Genomic DNA, 19,118 nt, shown 5'->3' on the forward strand with positions numbered 1-19,118 from the left:
GCGGCGCCGACGAGCGCGGGAGCGCGCCTGCCGAGCGTCATGTTCAAGAAGCGCAAAGGTGCGGGGCGTCCGTGGAATGCGGTCCCGCGCGCGGGGCTATTTCGGTTCGCCGCGACCGGGGGAGTGGCTATACTGCGCGCCGCTTGCGACCACCCGCCGGAGACACTCCCGCCGGTCGCGGCATGCCCGTTTCCCGGCGCATCGGCCGTTCCCCCGGCGCGCCGACCACCACTCCGGAGGTTTCCTTTGACGTTCGCACGACGCGCGGCCGCCCTGGCGATTCCGCTCACGTTCGCCGCCTGCATGGCGGCCGCCGCCACGAGCAAGCCGGCCGCCCCGAAGCCCGCATCCGCGCCGCCCGCCGCCGCCACCGCCGCGAAGCAGAGCCCGGCGGCCGCGCCGACCTCGGCCGCGGACTCCGACAAGGACGACGCCCTCGACGCCATCGCCGCGATGGTCAACGACGAGGCGGTGCTCGCGAGCGACGTCGAGGAGCAGCTCTACCTTTACCTGCAGCGCGCGAACGCCCGCCCCGACCCGGCGCAACTGGACACGCTGCGGCGCCAGATCCTCGACCAGTTGATCGACGAGAAGCTGCTGCTCGCCGAGGCGAAGCGCCAGGGCATGACCGCGAGCGACGCGGAGATCGAAAAGCAGATTGACCAGGCGATCGCGGACGCCAAGGAGAGGCTCGGCGGCGAGGCCGCCTACCGCGAGCAGCTCAAGCGCGAGAACACGACCGAGGCCCAGCTGCGCGAGAAGTACCGCGGCGAGCTGCGCCGTCAGCTCATGGTCCGGCGCCTGGTCGAGAAGCAGTTCCCGCGCCGTCCCGTGCCGCAGACCGAGGCCGAAGCCTACTTCGCCGCGCACAAGGACAAGTTCCCGAAGGTTCCCGCCGAGATGCGGCTGTCCGTGATCCAGATCACGCCCGAGCCCGACTCGGCGGCCGTCGCCGCCGGCCGCGCGAAGGCGCTCGCCGCGCGCAGGCGCATCGTCGCGGGCGAGAAGTTCGCCAAGGTCGCGGCCGAGGTCTCGGACGATCCGGGATCGAAGGACGCCGGCGGAGACGTGGGCTTCTTCACGCACGGCCGCATGGAAAAGGCGTTCGAGGACGTGGCCTTCAGCGCGCCCCTGCACCAGCTCAGCCAGCCCGTCCGCTCGCCCTACGGCTGGCACCTGATCGAGGTGCTCGAGCGCGATACGGTCAAGACCGAAAGCGGCCGCGACTCGATCGGCGCGGACGGCAAGCCCGAGCTCGAGGCGCACGCCCGGCACATCGTCATCCGCGTCACGCCGACACCCGAGGACGTCGCGAAGGCGAAGGCGCTCGCCGACCGCGTGCGCGACGAGGCCGCCAGGGGCACCAACTTCGCGACCCTGGTGCGGCGCTACAGTTCGTACGACGGACCGGCGAGCCCCGAGGGCGACGTCGGCTTCGTGTCGCTGGGATCGCTGCAGCCGCAGATCCGCGAAGGCCTCGATTCGCTCGAGGTCGGGCAGGTCAGCGAGGTGCTGCCGAACCAGTCCGGCTTCAACATCTTCAAGGTCTCCGATCGCCGCCCCGAGCGCGAGTACACGCTCGAGGAAGTGAAGAGCGACCTGCCCGACGCGGTCGCGCAGGTGCAGTTCCGCGAGAAGTACGAAGCCTGGCTCAAGCAGCTTCGGGCCAGGGCGCAAATCGAATACCGTTCGTTCTGACGTTCCGGCCGTTCGTGGTCGCCCGGTCCGCCTCGCGGCGCGTCCGGGTGAAGGCGGAACGGAGTCCATCACCGCGGGCCCACGGAAGGGCATCGCCCGGCAGGGAGGCTCGATGATCGCGTTCGAGCACGTGACCAAGCGCTATGGAGAGCGCCTCGCGCTCGAGGACGTGTCCTGGCGCATGGACGAGGGCGAGCTGGTGTGCGTTCTCGGCCACAGCGCGGCCGGCAAGACGACGCTGCTGCGCCTCATCACCCACGAGACGCAGCCGACCTCCGGCGAGGTGACCGTCGGCACGTTCCGCGGCCGCCTCTCGCGCGGCCACCGCGCGCTGCTGCGCCGCAAGCTCGGCGTCGTCTACGAGGACTTCCGGCTGCTCGCCGACCGCAGCGTGTTCGAGAACGTCGCGCTCGCGGTGCGCATTGACGGTCACTTCCGCGACAGCGAGGTCCTCCCGCGCACGCTGCGGGCGCTGCAGGAGGTGGGCCTGCACGACAAGCAGACGGCGCTGCCGCCCGAGCTGTCGTTCGGCGAGCGCCAGCGCTGCGCCATCGCGCGCGCGATCGTCAACCGGCCGGCGCTGATCCTCGCCGACGAGCCGACCGGCGCGCTCGAGCCGCGCAGCACGAACGAGGTGCTCGAGCTGCTCAAGCGCGTCCACGGCGAGGGCGCGGCGCTCATCATCGGCACGACGCGGCCCGAGGTCGCCGAGGCCGTCGGCGGGCGGCGGCTCACGCTCGTCGAGGGGCGGCTGTACGAGGGCGCGGCCCCCGCCAGCGCGCCGCAGGGAGCCTGACCGTGCACGCGTTCTACTTCCGTGAAGCCTGGCGCTCCTTCAAGGCCCACCGCGGCCTCGCGCTGACGACCGTCTTCTCGCTCACCGCCGCGCTCACGCTGAGCGCGCTGTTCCTGCTCGTCAGCTGGAACGCCAGCCAGGCGCTGCGCGCGATCGGCGACCGGCGCGAAATGGTCGTGTACCTCAAGGACGAGACCACCGACGCCGACGTCCAGGCCCTGCAGGAAAAGATCGGTGAGCTGTTCGGCGCCGCGACCTACGTGAGCCGCCAGCAGGCCTGGGACGAGTTCTCGCAGCAGGTCGGCGACGCCGATCTGCTGCGCGCGGTGGACACCAACCCGCTTCCCGCCTCGCTGCGCGTCAAGCTCAAGCCCGAACTGCAGAACTTCGTCTCGATGGACGCGAGCGCGAAGCAGATCGGAGCGATGCCCGGCGTCGAGGCCGTCCGCTTCGGCGGCGAGTGGGTGCGGCGCCTCGACGCGGTGGACGCGGGCGCGCGCAACGCCGCTCTCGCCGTCGGCCTGCTGGTGGCGCTGGCGATCGTCTTCGTCCTGCACAACACCCTGCGCCTCACGGTGCTCGCGCGCCGCCAGCAGGTCGAGATCATGTCCCGGCTCGGCGCCAGCGACCGCTTCGTCGCCACACCCTTCCTGCTCGAGGCGCTGCTGCAGACGCTGCTCGCTTCGCTGGTCGCGCTCGGGTTGATCTTCGCGCTCCAGCAGGTGCTCGCACCGCGGATCGAGGGGCTGGTGTTCCTGCCGCCGCTCTGGTCCGGGGCGTTCCTCGGCGGCTCGCTGCTGCTGACCTGGGCCGTCTCGGCCATCGCGCTCGCGCGCGTGCTGCGGTCGTCGGGCGCATGAAGGTGCGCGCGGCCCCGGCCCTGCTGCTCGCGGCGCTCGCGCTGGGCGCGCTGGCGCCGGCCGCTCGCGTCGGCGCCCAGGACAGCCTCGAGACCGCGAAGAAGCAGGAGTTGGACGAGATCCGCCGCCAGGCGGCCGAGAAGCGCAAGGCCGCGGCCGCGCTCAAGCCCCGCGAGACGCGGGCGATCGGCGACCTGCGCCGCACCGAGCGCGAGCTGTCGCTGTCGCGCAACCGCCTGCGCAAACTGCAGCGCCGCCACCAGGCGCTCGGCTCGCAGCTCGAAGTGACGCGCGCCAATCTCGAGCGCAGCATCGCGACGCTCGAGGTGCAGCGCGCCCGCCTGCGCGCGCGGCTGCGCGGCATGTACATGACCGGGCCGGCGCGCGAGCTGGAATACCTGCTCTCGACCGGCTCGTTCGCCCAGCTGCTGACGCGCTGGGACTTCCTCAACATGGTCGCCGAGCAGGACCGCATCCTGCTCGAGGACGTGCGCGACCAGAAGGAGCAGGTCGAGGCGAACCAGCACCGGCTCGAGAGCAACCTGAGCGAGGTGCAGGTCAACCAGAAGCGCACGAGCCAGGAGTCGAGCAAGCTCGCCTCGCTGCGCACCGAGAAGGCGGGCACCGTGAAGAGCATCCAGTCGGAGCGGCAGTCGTACGAGGCCGCCGCCGCCGAACTGGAACGCACCGCGAAGCGCATCCAGTCGCTGCTCGCGACCCTCGAGCGCCGCCGGCGCGAGGAGGCCGAGAAGGCGCGCTCCGAGGGCCGCAACCCGCAGCCGTACAGCGGCGATTTCGCGAAGGGCATCGGCCAGCTCGAGTGGCCCGTGCGCGGCAGCATCGTCGGGCAGTTCGGGATCGAGACGCACCCGCGGTTCGGAACCCAGATCCGCAACGACGGAATCGACATCGCCGCGCCCATCGGCACCGCGGTCCAGGCGGTGGCGAAGGGCCGCGTGGACTTCGCGAACGACGACTACGAGGGCATGGGCGGCATGATCGTGCTGAACCACGGCGACGGGTACTACACCGTCTACGGGCACCTCGACGCCGTGCTGGTCTCGAGCGGCCAGGAGGTGCTCCCGGGCACGACCATCGGCCGCGTCGGCGACGCCGGCTCGCTCAAGGGCCCGATCCTGCATTTCGAGGTCCGCAAGGGCTCCGCGCCGCAGAATCCGCAGACCTGGCTGAGGTAGGAGCGCCGCGCGTGCCGCGCGGCCGGGAGTGGGCTACGTTCCCCGCGGGGCCGCCACCAGGACGAGAGGAGCTTCTCCCATGCAGACCATCGGCACCTACGCCTTCCAGGTCACCACGAAGCGCGGCTTCGACGACGCCATCGCGCGCGTCACCGAGCTGCTCGCCGAGCAGGGCTTCGGCGTGCTCACCGAGATTGACGTCAAGGCCACGCTCAAGAAGAAGCTCGACCTCGAGGTGCGGCCGTACAGGATTCTCGGCGCCTGCAACCCGCCGTTCGCGCACCAGGTGCTCGCCGCCGAACCGCACGTCGGCGTGCTGCTGCCGTGCAACGTCGTCGTCTGGGACGAGGGCGACCACCGGGTCGTCGCGGCGATGGAGCCCCGGGTGATGTCGCAGGTCGTGGCGAATCCCGTGGTGCAGCAGGTCGCCGGCGAGGTCAGCGAGCGGCTGCACGCGGTGCTCGAAAAGCTCGACTGACGCGGCCCTCCGCCCCGCGCGCCCCGGGTCTGCTAACCTCACCGCGCCGCGCAACCGCAACCAGTCCCGCCACCTCCTTCGCGCCCGGAACGCCATGGCCACCGTCACGCTCTCGCAGCTTCTCGGACAGCCCGAGGTCACGGCGTTCCTGCGCGGCATCGTGGCGCGGCAGCGCTACGCCAACGCCTACCTCTTTCACGGGCCCGCCGGCGTCGGCAAGGGCACGGCGGCGATCGCCTTCGCGCGCGCCGCGCTCTGCGAGCGGGTGCCGGGCGCTGCGACGTTCACGCAGCGCGGGCAGGCCGAACCTTCGCTGTTCGGCGATGCGCCCGCCCCGCCCCCCGGGCCGGCCGGCGACGACGCGTGCGACGAGTGCGCCTCGTGCACGAAGACCGCGCGACTCCTGCACGTGGACCTCAAGCTGCTCTTTCCCATCTCGGGACCCGGCGGAGAAAGCGACGCCGACGAGACCGTCGGCGAGACGCTGCAGCAGATGCGCGACGACCCGCTCTTCACGTTCCAGTACGACAAGGCGGCGTCCATCCGCCTCTCGCAGACGCGCGAACTGCAGCGCGAGCTGGCCTTCCGGCCCTACGAAGCCGCGCGCCGGGTGGTGGTCGTGCGTGATTGCGACCGCATGCGCGAAGACCAGTATTCGGCATTGCTCAAGTCCATCGAGGAGCCGGCCGCGACGACGGTCTGGGTGCTGACCACCGCCCGGCCCGCGCGCGTGCCCGCGACGATTCGCTCGCGCTGCCAGCGGGTGCGCTTCGCCCCGCTCTCCGAGGCGCTCGTGCTGCGCTTCCTGACCGGGCGCGCCGGCGTTCCCGAGCGCGAGGCGCGCGTGCTCGCGGCGCTCGCGGGCGGTTCGCCCGGGCGAGCGCTCGCGCTGCGAGGCGGCGAGGCGCTCAAGCGGCGCGACGCGGCGATCGCGCTGCTCGCGCCCGCGCTGAGCGGGGACGCGCCCGGCATGTGGCAGGCCGTGCAAAGGTTCATGAACTTCGGCCGCACGGGCCGCGAGGAGATGCGCCGCGCCATCGAATACCACCTGCTGTGGCTGCGCGACGTGCTGCGCGTGCGCTACGGCGCGGGGGGCGACCTGCTCGCGTTCGCCGACCGCGAACAGGAGCTGCGCGCGCTGGCGGCCCGGCTCGACGCCGTGGAGGTGCGCCGCCGGCTGATGGTGCTGGAGGAGGCCCTGCGCTCGATTGACGGCAACGTCAGCGCCGACCTGACGTTCTTCTCGACGCTGTCGCGGGTCGCCGGCAGCCGCATGGGCGAAGGCCGCTGGCCCGCGCACGGCACGGCGCGCTGGGACTACTAGCCCGGCCGCCGCGAAGCCGGCGCCGGTGGCCACGACGCCGGGCCGCCGAAGGGCCGAAAACCCTGCCGCGCCCCGAACGGTCTGGGGTATCGTCACCGCCACGAGCCCCGCACCTGCTGGGCCTGACGATAGGCGCGATCGGCCCACCCCCGGGGCGGCGCGCGGCGATCCCGATGCCTTCCCCGCCGGCCCCGCGCCGGCGTTTTCGGCGGACGGCCGTTCCGCCCTAGAGGTTTCCCATGCCGGACATCGTCCAGGTCTCCCTGCGCGGGACGCGCAAGGAGTTCTTCCTCAACAGCCGCAACCTGTGGCTGCGGCTCGGCGACCGCATCGTCGTCCAGGGCGAACACGGGGAGACGCTGGGCAAAGTGTTCCTCAAGGACCCGGCCCTGGTCGCGCTCAAGCAGCCGCGCAACGTCAGCCGCGAGATCATCCGCCGCGCCGAGGAGGAGGACCTCGACCAGGACGATCACAACACCCGGCTGGAGGACGAGGCCTTCGAGTTCGCGCGCAAGCGCATCGAGGCGCGCGAGCTCGACATGGAACTGTCCGAGGTCGAGGTCGCGTTCAAGCGCAACCGCATCACCTTCTTCTTCACCGCCGAGCGCCGCGTGGACTTCCGCGACCTGGTGAAGGATCTCGCGGCGCGCTTCCAGACCCGCATCGAGCTGCGCCAGATCGGCGTGCGTGACCAGGCGAAGCGGCTCGACGGCTGCGGCCCGTGCGGCCGCGCGTTCTGCTGCTCGACGTGGATGAAGGGCTTTCATCCGGTCACGCTGCGCATGGCGCGCGAGCAGCAGCTGTCGCTCAACCCGAGCAAGATCTCCGGCGCCTGCGGCCGGCTCATGTGCTGCCTGTCGTACGAGCTGGCGCAGTACCGCGACAGCGCCGCCAAGCTGCCGCCGGTCGGAGCGAAGCTCGCGACGGGCAAGGGCGTCTGCACGGTGTTCCGCGTCGAGCCCTACGGCGAACGGATCTGGATCCGCGACGACGAGGGCGGCGAACACCAGATCTCCATGGACGACCTGCCGCCCGGCCCCTACCACAAGTGCGGGGACTGTCACTGCGGCGCGAAGGAACCGAAGCGCGGCGACGACGGCCCGCCGGCGGAGTCGTAACCGGCTCGCCCGCCGCGGGGCGGACGCGAGCCGCGCGACTAGAGCGGCCGCCGAGCGAAGCCGCGCACGGCCAGCAGCAGCAGCGCCGCGGCCCACGCGGCCGCCCACACGACCATCGCAGGGCTCGGGACCGCGCCCATCGAGAACGGCGTCACGTGCAGCTCGGCGATGATCCTGGGCTGCATGAGGTGCGCGGCGAGCTGCCACAGGGATTCGGTCGGAATCACCAGGCTCGTGACGGTGCCGATGTTCCGCGCCGCGACGTTGCCGGTCATGGACGCGACCTGCTCGATCCAGCCGCCGAGGAACGCCAGGCCGTAGAGTCCGAACGCCACCACGCCGTTCGTGACGGTCGAAAGCCGCGTGCCGCCCGCGATCGAAAGCGAGACCAGGCAGGTGACCTCCAGCAGCATGAGCGAGAGGCCCGCGGGCACGCCCGGCGGCGCGAAGCCGTGCAGGAAGCGGGCAATGGCCAGCACGCCGCCCGCCGTGAGCAACAGGTAGCCCGCGCACACGAGCCAGTAGCCGAACCACTTGCCGAGCACGATCCCGGAGCGGCGAACGGGCTTGGCCGCGATCGTCTGCAGGACGCCCGAGGCGATCTCGCCCGACAGCGTGTCGATCGGCAGCAGCACGGCCGACAGCACCGACAGGAAGTTCGCCGCGTAGAGCCCGACCATGGTGTAGAGGTTGAGCACCAGCCTGCGCTGCAGCTCGTTCTGCAGCCCTTCACGAGCGGCTTCGCGACCCACGAAGTGGAATCCCGTCGCGTACAGCAGCAGGAACGCGCACGCGCCGATCAGGCCGGCCAGCAGGACCCGGCGGCGGGCGGCCTCCCGCAGCGTGAGCCGGGTGATGGTGAGAAATCCGTTCATGGCCGCGCGTCCCGCCTCATCCCGGCCGCCCGTCGTTGCCCATCACCTCGAGGAACATCGTCTCGAGCGAGGTGCGCCGCGCGGCCAGGTGGTGCAGCCGCGCCCCGCGCCCGACGACGACGCGCGCCATCTCGGGCACGCGCGCCGGATCGTCCACGCGCACGCACCAGCCGCCCGGCTCCTCGCGCACTTCGCCGAGGCGCGCCAGATCGGCGAGCGCCGCGGCGTCGAGCCCCGCGGCGCGCAGCTCGACTTCGAGCGCGCTGTCCTCCGCGCCGAGCGCGTGTTCGCGCACGACGCGCCCCTCCTTGAGGAACACGACGCGGTCGCAGGTCTGCTCGACCTCGCCGAGCAGGTGCGAGTTGAGGAACACGGTGACGCCGCGCCCGCGCAGCTCGCGCATCAGATCGCGCACCAGCAGCCGGCCGAGCGGGTCGAGGCCGGACGTGGGCTCGTCGAGGAACACGACCTCCGGGTCGTTGAGCAGCGCGGCCGCCAGACCGGCGCGCTGCAGCATGCCCTTGCTGTACTCGCGCAGCCTGCGGTCCGCCGCCTCGTGCAGGTCCACGCGCTCGAGCAGCGCGCCGGCGCGGCGTTCGAGGTCCGGACCCGAAAGCCCGTAAAGCCCGCCATGCAGCCGCAGCAGCTCGCGGCCGGTGAGCCAGTCCTGGAAGCGGAAGTGCTCGGGCAGGAAGCCGACCTTCGCGCGCGCGGCGCGGTCACCGATCGGCCGGCCGAGCAGCGTGCCCCGGCCGCCACTGGGCTCGAGCAGGCCGAGCAGCATCTTGAGCGAGGTGGTCTTGCCGGCGCCGTTGGGGCCGAGGAAGCCGAAGATCTCCCCCCGCCGCAGCGACAGGGAGAGATCCGCGACCGCCAGCTTCGCGCCGAACCGCCTGCGCAGCCCGTGCGTCTCGACCACCGGAACGACCATGCGGAAATCTAGCGCACCGACTCGGCCATCTGCATCATGTCCAGCTCGTCCAGGTTGCCGAGCAGCGCGAACACGCGCCCGTCGCGCGTCCACATCAGCACGGTGCCTGGGCCCGGGTCGGACCCGCCGGGGGTGGCGGTGCTGCGCGACTGCAGCAGCACGCCGCGCGCGCCGTTGACGCTGACCTGCTGAAAGCGGGTCGCCGAGGCCATTACCGGCAGGAGCAGCGTGCCGTTCCAGTCGAGCGAGCCCGCGAGCCGGTGCGCCTCGCCGCGTTCGACCCCCAGGATGCGCAGGCCGATCTCGCCGAGCTGCTTCAGGTCGGTGCCTGCGGGCAGCGAGATCTCGGGGCTCCCGGCCTGCATCAGCGCCGCGCGGCGACGGCCGGAGCTGTGGAACTTCTGCACCACGGCCGCCGGCATGCGCGCCTCGATCACCTTGCCGTCGAGTCCGTCGGGCACGCGCAGGTCGGTGATGCCCAGCAGGTCCATCGCCTCGCGCAGCGGGCGGGTGGCGACGGTCAGGCGGACGCGGCTCTCGCCCGAGACCACGACCGTGTCGGCCGTGAGCGACGGGGCGACGAACGCGGGCGTCCGCACTTCGAAGCCGGCGGCGCGCCCGGCGGAGGCGACGTCCGTGAAGTACCGCGGCGGACCGGCGTCGCGCACCGTCTCGACGGCGCCGCCGAGCAGTTGCTCGGGCTCGAACTGGCCGCTCCTGAGGCGTTCAAGTCGCGATTCGTCCACCCGTACCACCGCGAACTCGCGCACGCGGAACAGGTCGAGCACCTGCTGGGCGGTCGCCCGCACGGCCGGGAACGTGAACGCCGCCACCAGCGCCGCCAGCGCCAGCGCGCCGGCGAGCGCGGAAGACAGTCGGAACGCGGGGCGCGCGGCCTCGTCGGGCTCCGCGGCGCGCAGCCGCGCCCGCAGGGAGCGGGCGAACTCGGGTCGCGGTTCGCGGCGCTGCTCGTTCAGGAATCGGTCGTCCATCGTCTATTCCCTTTCCGTCCACGCGGCGCGCAGCTGCCCGACGGTGCGGTGCAGGATCGTGCCGACGTTGGATTCGCTCAGTCCGGTCGCCTTCGCGATCGCCCGATTGGTCATCCCGGCGCCGTACTTGAGCGCGACCAGGTCGCGTTCGCGGTCCGGCAGCGTCTCCAGGAGCCGCGAGAGCCGCTCGAAGTCGGAGCGGCGCTCGGCGATCTCCTCCGGGGTGGGTCCCGCGGGCATGTCGGCCGCCGCCTCGAGCGGCGCGTGCACGCGCCGCCCGCGGAAGTGGTCGTTGGCCACGTTGCGCGCGATGGCGTACAGCCAGGTCCCGAATCCCGCCAGGTCCCGCCGGTACCGGTGCCGGGCCCGCCACGCCTTCTCGAAGGTCAGCGAGGCCAGATCCTCCGCCACCGGCCCGTCGCCGACCCGGTAGCGGAAGAAGTTGTAGACGCGCGGCAGCTGCTCCGCGTACAGCGCGTCCCAGTCCTCCTCCACCGCCAGGCTCAGGGCCCAGAGCCGTCCGAACATCGCGTCGTGCATGGCCATGCGCGGAATGATACGGGCGGACCGGCCGGCTATCACGGGCGGATTCGGGGCCCCGGCGGCGCGAAATCGCGTTTCCGCTATACTCCGCCGCGCATTTCCCCAACGACGGAGCCGAACCTTGACCCGCTTCTACATCACCACCGCCATTGACTACGTGAACGGCAGCCCCCACCTGGGCCACGCGTACGAGAAGGTCCTCGCGGACGCCATCGCCCGCTGGCACCGCCAGCAGGGGCACGCCACCCGGTTCCTGACCGGCACGGACGAGCACGGGCAGAAGATCGCCAAGGCCGCCGAGGCGGCCGGCAAGGCGCCGCAGGCCTTCGTGGACGAGGTCTCGCAGCGGTTCGTGCACGCCTGGGCGGCGCTCGACGTCCAGTACGACCAGTTCTTCCGCACCACCGACAAGCGCCACGAGCTCGCCGTGCAGGAGCTGTTCCGCCGCCTGCACGACGCCCTGAGCCCGAAGACCGGGCGGCCGGTGCTGTACGAGGAATCCTACGAGGGCCTCTACTGCGAGGGCTGCGAGGCGTTCAAGACCGAGAAGGACCTCGACGAGCAGGGCCGCTGCCCCGAGCACCTGACGAAGCCGCGCGAGGTGAAGGAGTCCAACTTCTTCTTCCGGCTCTCGGAGTACGACGACGCGCTGCTCAAGCACCTCGCCGCCCACCCGGAGTTCGTCATTCCGGACTACCGCCGCAACGAGGTGGTGAACGTCATCAAGGGCGGGCTGCAGGACATTTCGGTCTCGCGCCCCAACCTGACGTGGGGCGTGCCGCTGCCCGAGGAAGTGCAGGGCGGCGAGGGGCATGTCGCCTACGTCTGGGCGGACGCGCTCCTCAATTACCTGTCGGCGCTCGGCTGGCCCGAGCGCAAGTCCACGATCTGGTGGCTGGCCAGCGCGAAGGAGGTCGGCGGTCCCGGCGCCGCGCGACAGGACGAGTTCCAGCACCTCGACGGCCAGGGCAAGCCCGGCGCCGCGTGGGCGGGCACCAAGGATCCCTACTACACGAACGCGTTCCACCTCATCGGCAAGGACATCAGCCGCTTCCACTGCGTGCTGTGGCCGGCGCTGCTGCTCGCGGCCGGCGTGCCGCTGCCGCGGCAGATCTACGTGCACGGCTTCGTGAAGTACGGCGACCAGAAGCTCTCCAAGTCCACCGGCAACGTGCTCGACCCGGTCGCGATCGCCGGCCGCTTCGGCCCCGACTCGCTGCGCTTCTTCCTGCTCGATTCGTTCCCGACCGGCCGCGACGGCGAGTTCACCTTCGAGCAGTTCGTCGAGCACGTGAACTCGCACCTGGCGAACAAGCTGGGCAACCTCGCCAGCCGCACGACCACCCTGATCCACAAGCATTTCGCTGGGCAGGCGCCCTCCGAGTGGGCTCCGGGACGGTTCGCCGACCCGCTGGCGGGCGAGGCGCTCGGCCTGCTCGTCGCCGCCGCCGACGCGGCCGCGGTCCAGGTCCCGAAGGCGTGGGAGGAGCTGCGGATCAACGAGGCCCTCGACGCCGCGTGGACGGTGATCGAGCGCGCCAACGAGTTCACCGACCGCGCCAAGCCCTGGGCGGCGGGCAAGGACGAGGCGCGCCGCGACGAGCTCGGCACGACGCTCTCGGCGCTGCTCGAGTCGCTGCGCCTCGCCGCGATCTGGGCGTGGCCCGCGATGCCGCGCAAGTGCGAGGAGCTGTGGAGGAATCTCGGTCTGCCGGGCACGCCGGGCGAGGTGTCGGGCGAGGCGGCGAAGCCGCGCTTCGGGCCGGCCGCGCCGCGGCCGGTGGGCGAGCCGACGATCCTGTTCCCGCGCATTGACCTCAAGCAGACCGCCGGAGCTTGAGCTCCCCGCGCGCCAGGCCGGCAGGCTCCGGCCGATGATCGACACGCACTGCCACCTCTGCGACAAACGCTTCGACAAGGACCGCGTGCACGTGCTCGACCGCGCGCGGCACGCGGGCGTCACGCACCTGATCGAGATCGCCTACGGTCCGGGCATCTGGGAGAAGGCGTTCGAACTGGCGCGGGAGCACGCCAACGTCTTCGTGTGCGTCGGCGTCCATCCGGGCGAGTCGGGCAGGGTGCCGCTGTCGGAGCTGGCGGCGCTGCGCGGGCACGCAGGGTCCGCGCGTGTGGTCGCGATCGGAGAAACGGGCCTCGACTTCCATCGCGATCACGCGCCGCATGCGGACCAGGAGCGCTGGTTCCGCGCGCAGCTCGCGCTCGCCGACGAGCTGGGCCTGCCGGTCGTCATCCACCAGCGCAGCGCGCTCGAGCAGACGCTCGCGATCCTCGAGGAGGTCCGCCCGGCCGCGGGCGGGGTGCTGCACTGCTTCGACCAGGACTCCGCGGCCGCCGCGCGGGCGCGGGCGATCGGCTTCAAGCTCGGGCTGGGCGGCGTGCTGACCTACGGGCGTCCCGAACTCGAGCAGGCGGTGCGCGACGCCCCCGAGGACATGCTGGTGCTCGAGACCGACGCGCCCTACCTGGAGCCCGAGCCGCGCTCGCTCAGGCGCAACGAGCCGGGCCTGCTGACGCGCGTCGTCGCGCGGCTGTGCGAACTGCGCGGCTGGACCCCCGCGCAGGCGGTCGGGATCACGCGCCGCAACTCGCGCGAGCTGTTCCGCCTGCCGATCGGCTGAGGCGTCCCGGCCGGGGATTCCGGCCTTCATGCATCCCGGGGTCGCGCCGAAAACAAGGGGACCATGCCTGAACTTCCCGCGGGTCTCCCGCCGCACCTGGCGCTGGGAGCCCTGGTCCTCGCCTGCGCCATCGCGCTGCTCTTCCTGCTCGCCCGCGCCGCCCGCCGTGGCGCGGCACGCGAGCACCGCGGCCGCGCGGCCGAACTGGTGCGGCTGCTGACCGGCGTGCTCGCGGGCAACGTTCCGGCGCGCGAGCTGCGCGCGGCGGCGCGCGATTCGCAGAGCGAACCGTTCTGGGGCGCGGTCGAGGCGACGGCGGGCTCGCTGCGGCCGCGCGAGCGCCGGGTGCTCGCGCACGCGCTGACGCGCAGCCGCCACCTGGTGGTCGAGCGCGACGTGCTGCGGCGCGAGGACTCGCCCGCCCGCCGCGAGCTGGCGGCGCGGCGCCTGGGGCTGTTGCCGGCGAAGCGCTCGCGCCGGCTGCTGCGGCGCTTGCTGGCGAAGGGACCGGAGCCCATGCGCCTCGCGGCGGCCCGCGCGCTCGCGGCGCACCGCGACCTGGCCTCGCTGACCTGGCTGCTCACCCACCCGGATTCGCTGGCGACGCGCCCGGCGAGGACGATTTCTGGGCTGCTGCGTTCCTTCGGGCCGCGCGGCCGGGCGCTGCTGGTCGTGGCGCTCGAGCGGCGCGACCTGCCGCTGTCGCTCGAGGTGGGGCTCGTGGACGCGCTCGGCCTGACGCGCTGCCGCTCGGCGCGCGGGGCGATCGAGGTTCGCCTTGGCTCGGAGCGGCTGGACGCGCGGGTGGCCGCGGCGCGCGCGCTGGGCCGGCTGGGCATGGGCGAGTCCATTCCGGCGCTCATGCTGTCGCTGGCCGATGCGGACTGGCCGGTGCGCGCACAGTCGGCATGGGCGCTGGGCCGGCTGGGCGCGACACCGGCGGTCGAGCGGCTGACGGAGCAGGTGACGGACCGCGCGTGGTGGGCGCGGCGTCACGCGGCGTATGCGCTGGCGGCGCTGGGGCCGGAGGGACGCGACGCGCTCTGCGAGATCGTCGCGCGTTCGCCGGATCCGTTCGCGCGGGAGATGGCGCGCGAGGCGCTGGACAACGGCGGGCGCGAGGCGCGTCGGAGCGCGTAGCGGCCTTCCTGCCGGCCGTGGGTCGGCCGGCGTGGCGGCATCGAGCGGGCGCGACGGACGGCGAGTCCGTTCTGGCTTCGCTTCCGGCGAGCAGGAGCGCCGGTCAGGCCGGCGTTCGCGGACGACCGCCGCCACGCGGAGGCCTTCGCGCTCGCTGCGCTTCGTGAATCGTCCGGGCCAGGGGCCGACACGGTTGCGTTGGAGCGGCGCCGGCGCGTCGAGGCGTTGACGTTCGGCGCGGCCGCCCACGATACTGCCCCGTCGTCCCCGCGGGGAGGTCTCGTCATGGCGATTTCACCGGCCGGCCGCTGGATGGAGCGCGACCGGGCCCCGTATCCCGAAGCGCTGCGCGACCGCGCGGGAACCGCGCGCGAGGGTCCGTCCGCACCGCCCCCGCGACTCCTCGATCGGGTCCGCTCCGCGGTGCGCGCCCGCCACTACAGCCCGCGAACCGAGCGCGCCTACGTCGGCTGGATCCGGCGCTTCATTCTCTTCAGCGGGAAACGACATCCGGCCGCCATGGGCGAAAAGGACCGGGTCGCGCCATTGCCGCGCGCGCTGGTCGAACCCCTCACGGCCCACCTGGTCGGAGTTCGCGACCTGCACGCGCGCGACCTGCGGGCCGGCGCCGGCAGCGTCGAGCTGCCCGAAGCGCTCGAGCGCAAGCTTCCGCGCGCCGCATGGGAGTGGCCGTGGCAGTGGGTCTTTCCCGCGACGCGGCCCTACGTGGACACGGCGAGCGGGCGCCGGCGCCGCCAGCATCTGCACGAGTCGGTGTTGCAGCGCGCCGTGCGCGAGGCCGCACTCAAGGCGCGGCTCACCCGCCGCGCCACCTGTCACAGCCTCCGCCACTCGTTCGCAACCCACCTGCTCGAGGACGGCCACGACATCCGCACGATCCAGGAGCTTCTCGGCCACAAGGACGTGAGCACGACCATGATCTACACGCACGCGCTGAACCGAGGCGGCCGCGGCGTGCGGAGTCCGCTCGATGGCATCGAATGAACGCGAAGACCGTCCGTCGCTACCCAGCGGACACTCGCCGCATATCCCACTACCGGGCGACGGTCGAAGGCGGAAGCGGCGGCGAAAGGCGGCGTTGGCAGGGCGGGGCCGATGGATCCGGCTGGATACATGGGCGCCGAGGGTGGCGGTAATCGGATATGTTGAACGGGCTACTTGGAGTTAGGCGGCCAGAGCGACAAGCATCGACGGCCGCCTGGATGAACCAAGATGTCGTCCTGGAGGTCACGGGAGGTTTTGCGCGAGCGGCCGTGGAATATCGGAGGGGCAGCCATGAAGGTTGAAATCAGAATCACAGACGCACGGCGCCAAGACAGCACGGGCCCGAGAGCGCTTTACTGGCAAGTTTCCTTCAACGCGGTCAAGGAGGGAGAGACTCCCTATGCCGGACTCGCTGCCGCGTGGCAGAGGACTCGTGACGACTTCGGCGTCGCGCATCCGATCCTGCCGAATGATCTACCGCACTGGTTGCCACCCGACATCGTGGCGGAACGGGTGCACTGGTACGTCCTGAACCAGCTTTCTAGCGCGATCGAACAGCCAGACGGGACACTCTCAGATGCCCTGAAGGTCGTGTCGCCCATAGTCGACGAGTTCGAGGTCATCGGCGAGGTGTGGAACTACTTGGGCATGCGAGTCCTATCTTCCTTAGCAGAGTGAGATGATCATCCTGGCGATCGCTTCGACTCTTGCCATCGGGCTCGGACTTCTTCGGATGCCATTCGGCTACTACACGCTGCTTCGGGTGGTCCTCTGCCTCACGAGCGCGCTTGGCTTCGCAGGCGCTCGGAGTCGCGGTGACAATCGGTGGGTGTGGATATACGCTGTTCTCGCCATCGTCTACAACCCGATACTGCCCGTGAAGCTGGGAAGCAAGAGCCTCTGGGTCGGCGTCAACCTACTCACGCTGATCTTCGTCTGGATTGGTGCATTCCGCCTACGTGGAGTCATCTCCGAGGAGCACTCGGCGAAAGGGGTATCCGATGGACGCGCCCCATGAGTCACCGACAGAGGGCAACAAGCCGAAGGCAGAGCGCAAGGGTTTCTGGCGCTCGACCTTCGATTGGCGAATGAGCCCTGCTGAACTGGCTGAACAAGTGTCCGGCTATTCGTCGCTCGGGATCGGCAAGTCCTATCGGAAGCTCTCGGCAATGCTGTGGTTGCTCACTGTGGCGATTACGGCTCTCATCGGACCGTGGCTCATGAAGATGGACTGGATCGCGGTCATCTCCAACACGGTCATTTACTCTGGCCTCGCCATCCCTTGCTTCCGCGGTCACCGTTGGGCATTCGTTCTGTCGATGGCCCTGTGGACCATCGAAAAGGGCTACTTCCTTCTTGAGTCCGTCGCCTCCCCAGGCACGTCTGCGGTGGGGGGTCGGTTGGTTACGTCTGTCATCTGGTGGGCCATCTACATGGGTGTCTTCTGGAAGGCGCTGACCGTGGAAAGGGTGCGACGACGCGACCGACCCTCAATGGCAGCCATTGATTGAGCAAGTGACGTTTGGAGCCAGGGCAGGAAGGATCCAAGGCCACCCAACAACAGCATGCAGCGGACGGCGCTGCGCGCCGCCGCTGATGCTGAGCGTTAGACGGCACAAGTCACACTTACCTGAGGGTCGCGCAATGGCTGAATCAAAGACCAAAGCTACAGGAGGTAACGTCGATGACTACATTGCCTCTCGCGCCGACGAACAGCAGAGAGCGGATTGCAAGACCCTAATGGCCATGCTCAGGAAGGTCACGGGTGAGAGTCCCACATTGTGGGGGCCAAGCATTGTCGGCTATGGTTCGTACAGTTACAGGTACGAGAGCGGCCGAACTGGAGAGTCCTGCGTTACTGGCTTTGCAATCCGCGGTCGCGACCTTGTGGTGTACCTGGTCGCAGAGGGGAAAGACCAAGCGCTGCTGCTGTCCAAGCTCGGAAAGCACAAGATGGGCAAGTCATGCTTGTACTTTAAGCGTCTGAGCGATCTAGCCCGACCTATTCATGAAGTCGACGGGGCAGGCTGTTTACGGCCTGAAGGCGGTCACGCCGGCGGGCTTCGGCGAACCGAGGCCCTGCGGGAGGCTGGGTGTCGCCTTATCGCGTCGCCGACCTCGGGCGAGGCGCCCGCGAGGACATGGCTCCGCCCTGCGGGGGGCCACTTTTCGAAGTTCGAGTTCGCGGAGCTTGGAGACAGCGCGTGATCTCAGCCAGGACTTGCGCCGCTGTGCAACGCCAGCGCGTGCCAGCCGTCCCGGAACGGGAACGCGTCGGGCAGGCGCAGGACGATCCGGCGCACGGAGGCGATCACCTGCACGCCGATCTTGAGCAGGTCGAGTCGCAGCTTCGCGACCTGCGCCCGCGCCCACGCGGTGCCGCGGGCGGCGAGCCGCAGCTCCTGCAGCAGCGCGAACGCGGCGGCGGCGAGCAGGACGCGGAACTGGTTGGCGGCGAAGCGCGAGCAACTGGTGCGATCGAAGGCCACGACGAAGAGTTCCTTGATGCGGTTCTCGGCGTCGCCGCGGGCGCAGTAGACGCGCTCGTAGATCCGCTGCGGCTTGGCCTTGAGGTTGGTGACGACGAAGCGCGGGTTGAGCCGCGGCTCGCGACCCTCGAGGCGCACGACCTCGGCCTTGCAGACCACGCGCCGCTCGCGGAGCCAGGTGCCGGCGGCGTAGGCGAAGTCGGTGTAGACATGCTCGGTCCGGCCCGTCACGTCGCTCAGGACGCGGGCGGCGATCAGGTCGAGTTCGGCCTGGCGCTCCAGGACCTCGTTCTTGGCCATCGCGACCACGTAGTCGACGCCGACGGTGTCGAGGAACTCGAACAGCTCGGGGTGCGCGAAGCCGCCAACGAGTCGGACCAGGATGCGGGCGCGGGGGAAGCGCTCCTGCAGCCGGCCGACGATGCGCGTGAGCAGCGTCAGTGCGCCGGCGTGGGTCGGTGCGTTGCCGGGCCGCAGCGCGGCGGCGCACAGGTACTGCTCGCTCTCGCGGTCGAAGGTGAGGAACGCCAGCATCGGCAGGTAGCACCAGGTGTCGTAGAAGCCGTTGAAGAACGCCATTTGCTGGGCGCCGTGGGTCGGGTCGTCGGTGACGTCGAGATCGACGGTGATCCGGCGCACCTTGCGACGGCGCCGGCGGTGACGCTCGAGCACGGTCTCGAACAGCGCCTCGCCCATGCCGAGGAGCTCGCCGCGGGTGACGTCGTTCTCGAACCGCGACAGCGTCGGTTGCGACGCCAGCGCAGCACCGCGCAGCGGATCGCGCCCGAGCAGCAGCTTGTGGATCGGATCGTCCGCCAGTCGCGCCGCGTCGTTGGCGTCCTCGTAGCCGAGCGCGAGGCCGTAGATCCGCTGACCGAGCAGGTCGGCGAGCGCGTGGCGCACCTTACCGCGCTGCCGCTCGTCCACCAGCGCGGCCGCGAGCCGGGAGATCAGGCCGAGACGCCGATCCGCGGCCTTCAGCAGCACCGCACCGCCGTCCGAGCTGGCGTTCGGCAGGTCGAACCGGGCGGTCA

19 protein-coding genes are annotated in these 19,118 nt (G+C 71.0%); 14 read left to right on the forward strand and 5 right to left on the reverse strand.

Annotated elements, in window-relative coordinates; translation table 11 throughout:
* The first annotated feature begins 246 nt into the window (after nt 1-246).
* The 7 genes from IT347_04530 to IT347_04560 all read left to right on the forward strand — a co-directional run bounded on the left by IT347_04530 (nt 247) and on the right by IT347_04560 (nt 7,470).
* Nucleotides 247-1,698: a peptidylprolyl isomerase gene (locus IT347_04530; protein ID MCC6348845.1), complete on the forward strand. Its 1,452-nt coding sequence runs from the start codon at nt 247-249 to the stop codon at nt 1,696-1,698.
* Between the two features lie 112 nt (nt 1,699-1,810).
* Nucleotides 1,811-2,494, forward strand: coding sequence for an ATP-binding cassette domain-containing protein (locus tag IT347_04535; protein ID MCC6348846.1), 684 nt, complete (start codon nt 1,811-1,813; stop codon nt 2,492-2,494).
* Nucleotides 2,495-2,496: 2 nt separating this feature from the next.
* A complete protein-coding gene (locus IT347_04540) occupies nt 2,497-3,354 on the forward strand; it encodes an ABC transporter permease (GenBank protein MCC6348847.1) in 858 nt (285 codons plus the stop codon).
* Nucleotides 3,351-4,550: a peptidoglycan DD-metalloendopeptidase family protein gene (locus IT347_04545; GenBank protein MCC6348848.1), complete on the forward strand. Its 1,200-nt coding sequence runs from the start codon at nt 3,351-3,353 to the stop codon at nt 4,548-4,550. The genes IT347_04540 and IT347_04545 overlap by 4 nt, the downstream gene beginning before the upstream one ends.
* A 79-nt stretch (nt 4,551-4,629) precedes the next feature.
* Nucleotides 4,630-5,028, forward strand: coding sequence for a DUF302 domain-containing protein (locus IT347_04550; GenBank protein ID MCC6348849.1), 399 nt, complete (start codon nt 4,630-4,632; stop codon nt 5,026-5,028).
* Between the two features lie 94 nt (nt 5,029-5,122).
* Nucleotides 5,123-6,352 carry a hypothetical protein gene (locus IT347_04555; protein MCC6348850.1) on the forward strand — a complete coding sequence of 410 codons (1,230 nt, stop codon included), beginning with the start codon at nt 5,123-5,125 and terminating at the stop codon, nt 6,350-6,352.
* 239 nt (nt 6,353-6,591) lie between these two features.
* A complete protein-coding gene (locus tag IT347_04560) occupies nt 6,592-7,470 on the forward strand; it encodes a stage 0 sporulation protein (protein MCC6348851.1) in 879 nt (292 codons plus the stop codon).
* Between the two features lie 38 nt (nt 7,471-7,508).
* Here IT347_04560 and IT347_04565 read toward each other — a convergent pair whose 3' ends face one another.
* Genes IT347_04565 through IT347_04580 form a run of 4 tightly spaced genes read right to left on the reverse strand, consistent with a single transcriptional unit; the run spans nt 7,509 to nt 10,814 of the window.
* Nucleotides 7,509-8,345 carry an ABC transporter permease gene (locus IT347_04565; GenBank protein ID MCC6348852.1) on the reverse strand — a complete coding sequence of 279 codons (837 nt, stop codon included), beginning with the start codon at nt 8,343-8,345 and terminating at the stop codon, nt 7,509-7,511.
* 16 nt (nt 8,346-8,361) lie between these two features.
* Entirely contained in the window at nt 8,362-9,276 is a 915-nt protein-coding gene (locus IT347_04570; GenBank protein ID MCC6348853.1) for an ABC transporter ATP-binding protein, read from the reverse strand.
* A gap of 8 nt (nt 9,277-9,284) precedes the next feature.
* Nucleotides 9,285-10,268: a hypothetical protein gene (locus tag IT347_04575; GenBank protein MCC6348854.1), complete on the reverse strand. Its 984-nt coding sequence runs from the start codon at nt 10,266-10,268 to the stop codon at nt 9,285-9,287.
* Between the two features lie 3 nt (nt 10,269-10,271).
* Nucleotides 10,272-10,814 carry a sigma-70 family RNA polymerase sigma factor gene (locus tag IT347_04580; protein ID MCC6348855.1) on the reverse strand — a complete coding sequence of 181 codons (543 nt, stop codon included), beginning with the start codon at nt 10,812-10,814 and terminating at the stop codon, nt 10,272-10,274.
* A 118-nt stretch (nt 10,815-10,932) separates the two neighbouring features.
* On the opposite strand from IT347_04580, the gene metG reads away from it, so the two are divergent.
* The 7 genes from metG to IT347_04615 all read left to right on the forward strand — a co-directional run bounded on the left by metG (nt 10,933) and on the right by IT347_04615 (nt 17,106).
* Nucleotides 10,933-12,651 carry a methionine--tRNA ligase gene (gene metG, locus IT347_04585; protein ID MCC6348856.1) on the forward strand — a complete coding sequence of 573 codons (1,719 nt, stop codon included), beginning with the start codon at nt 10,933-10,935 and terminating at the stop codon, nt 12,649-12,651.
* Between the two features lie 34 nt (nt 12,652-12,685).
* On the forward strand, nt 12,686-13,450 hold the full coding sequence (locus tag IT347_04590; protein MCC6348857.1) for a TatD family hydrolase: 765 nt from the start codon (nt 12,686-12,688) through the stop codon (nt 13,448-13,450).
* Nucleotides 13,451-13,513: 63 nt separating this feature from the next.
* A complete protein-coding gene (locus tag IT347_04595) occupies nt 13,514-14,590 on the forward strand; it encodes a HEAT repeat domain-containing protein (GenBank protein MCC6348858.1) in 1,077 nt (358 codons plus the stop codon).
* A 285-nt stretch (nt 14,591-14,875) separates the two neighbouring features.
* A complete protein-coding gene (locus tag IT347_04600; GenBank protein ID MCC6348859.1) occupies nt 14,876-15,595 on the forward strand; it encodes a tyrosine-type recombinase/integrase in 720 nt (239 codons plus the stop codon).
* 291 nt (nt 15,596-15,886) lie between these two features.
* The gene (locus IT347_04605) at nt 15,887-16,273 is read left to right on the forward strand and encodes a hypothetical protein (GenBank protein ID MCC6348860.1); all 387 of its coding nucleotides are present in this window, start codon (nt 15,887-15,889) and stop codon (nt 16,271-16,273) included.
* 1 nt (nt 16,274) lies between these two features.
* Entirely contained in the window at nt 16,275-16,613 is a 339-nt protein-coding gene (locus IT347_04610) for a hypothetical protein (GenBank protein MCC6348861.1), read from the forward strand.
* Nucleotides 16,597-17,106 (forward strand): hypothetical protein, encoded by a 510-nt coding sequence (locus tag IT347_04615; protein MCC6348862.1) that lies wholly within the window; start codon nt 16,597-16,599, stop codon nt 17,104-17,106. The genes IT347_04610 and IT347_04615 overlap by 17 nt, the downstream gene beginning before the upstream one ends.
* Before the next feature lie 699 nt (nt 17,107-17,805).
* Here the strand turns inward: IT347_04615 and IT347_04620 are convergent.
* Nucleotides 17,806-19,118 (reverse strand): IS1380 family transposase (locus IT347_04620; protein MCC6348863.1); only part of this gene is annotated, 1,313 nt, incomplete at its 5' end.

The organism is Candidatus Eisenbacteria bacterium (assembly GCA_020847735.1).
GTDB lineage: Bacteria > Eisenbacteria > RBG-16-71-46 > RBG-16-71-46 > RBG-16-71-46 > CAIXRL01.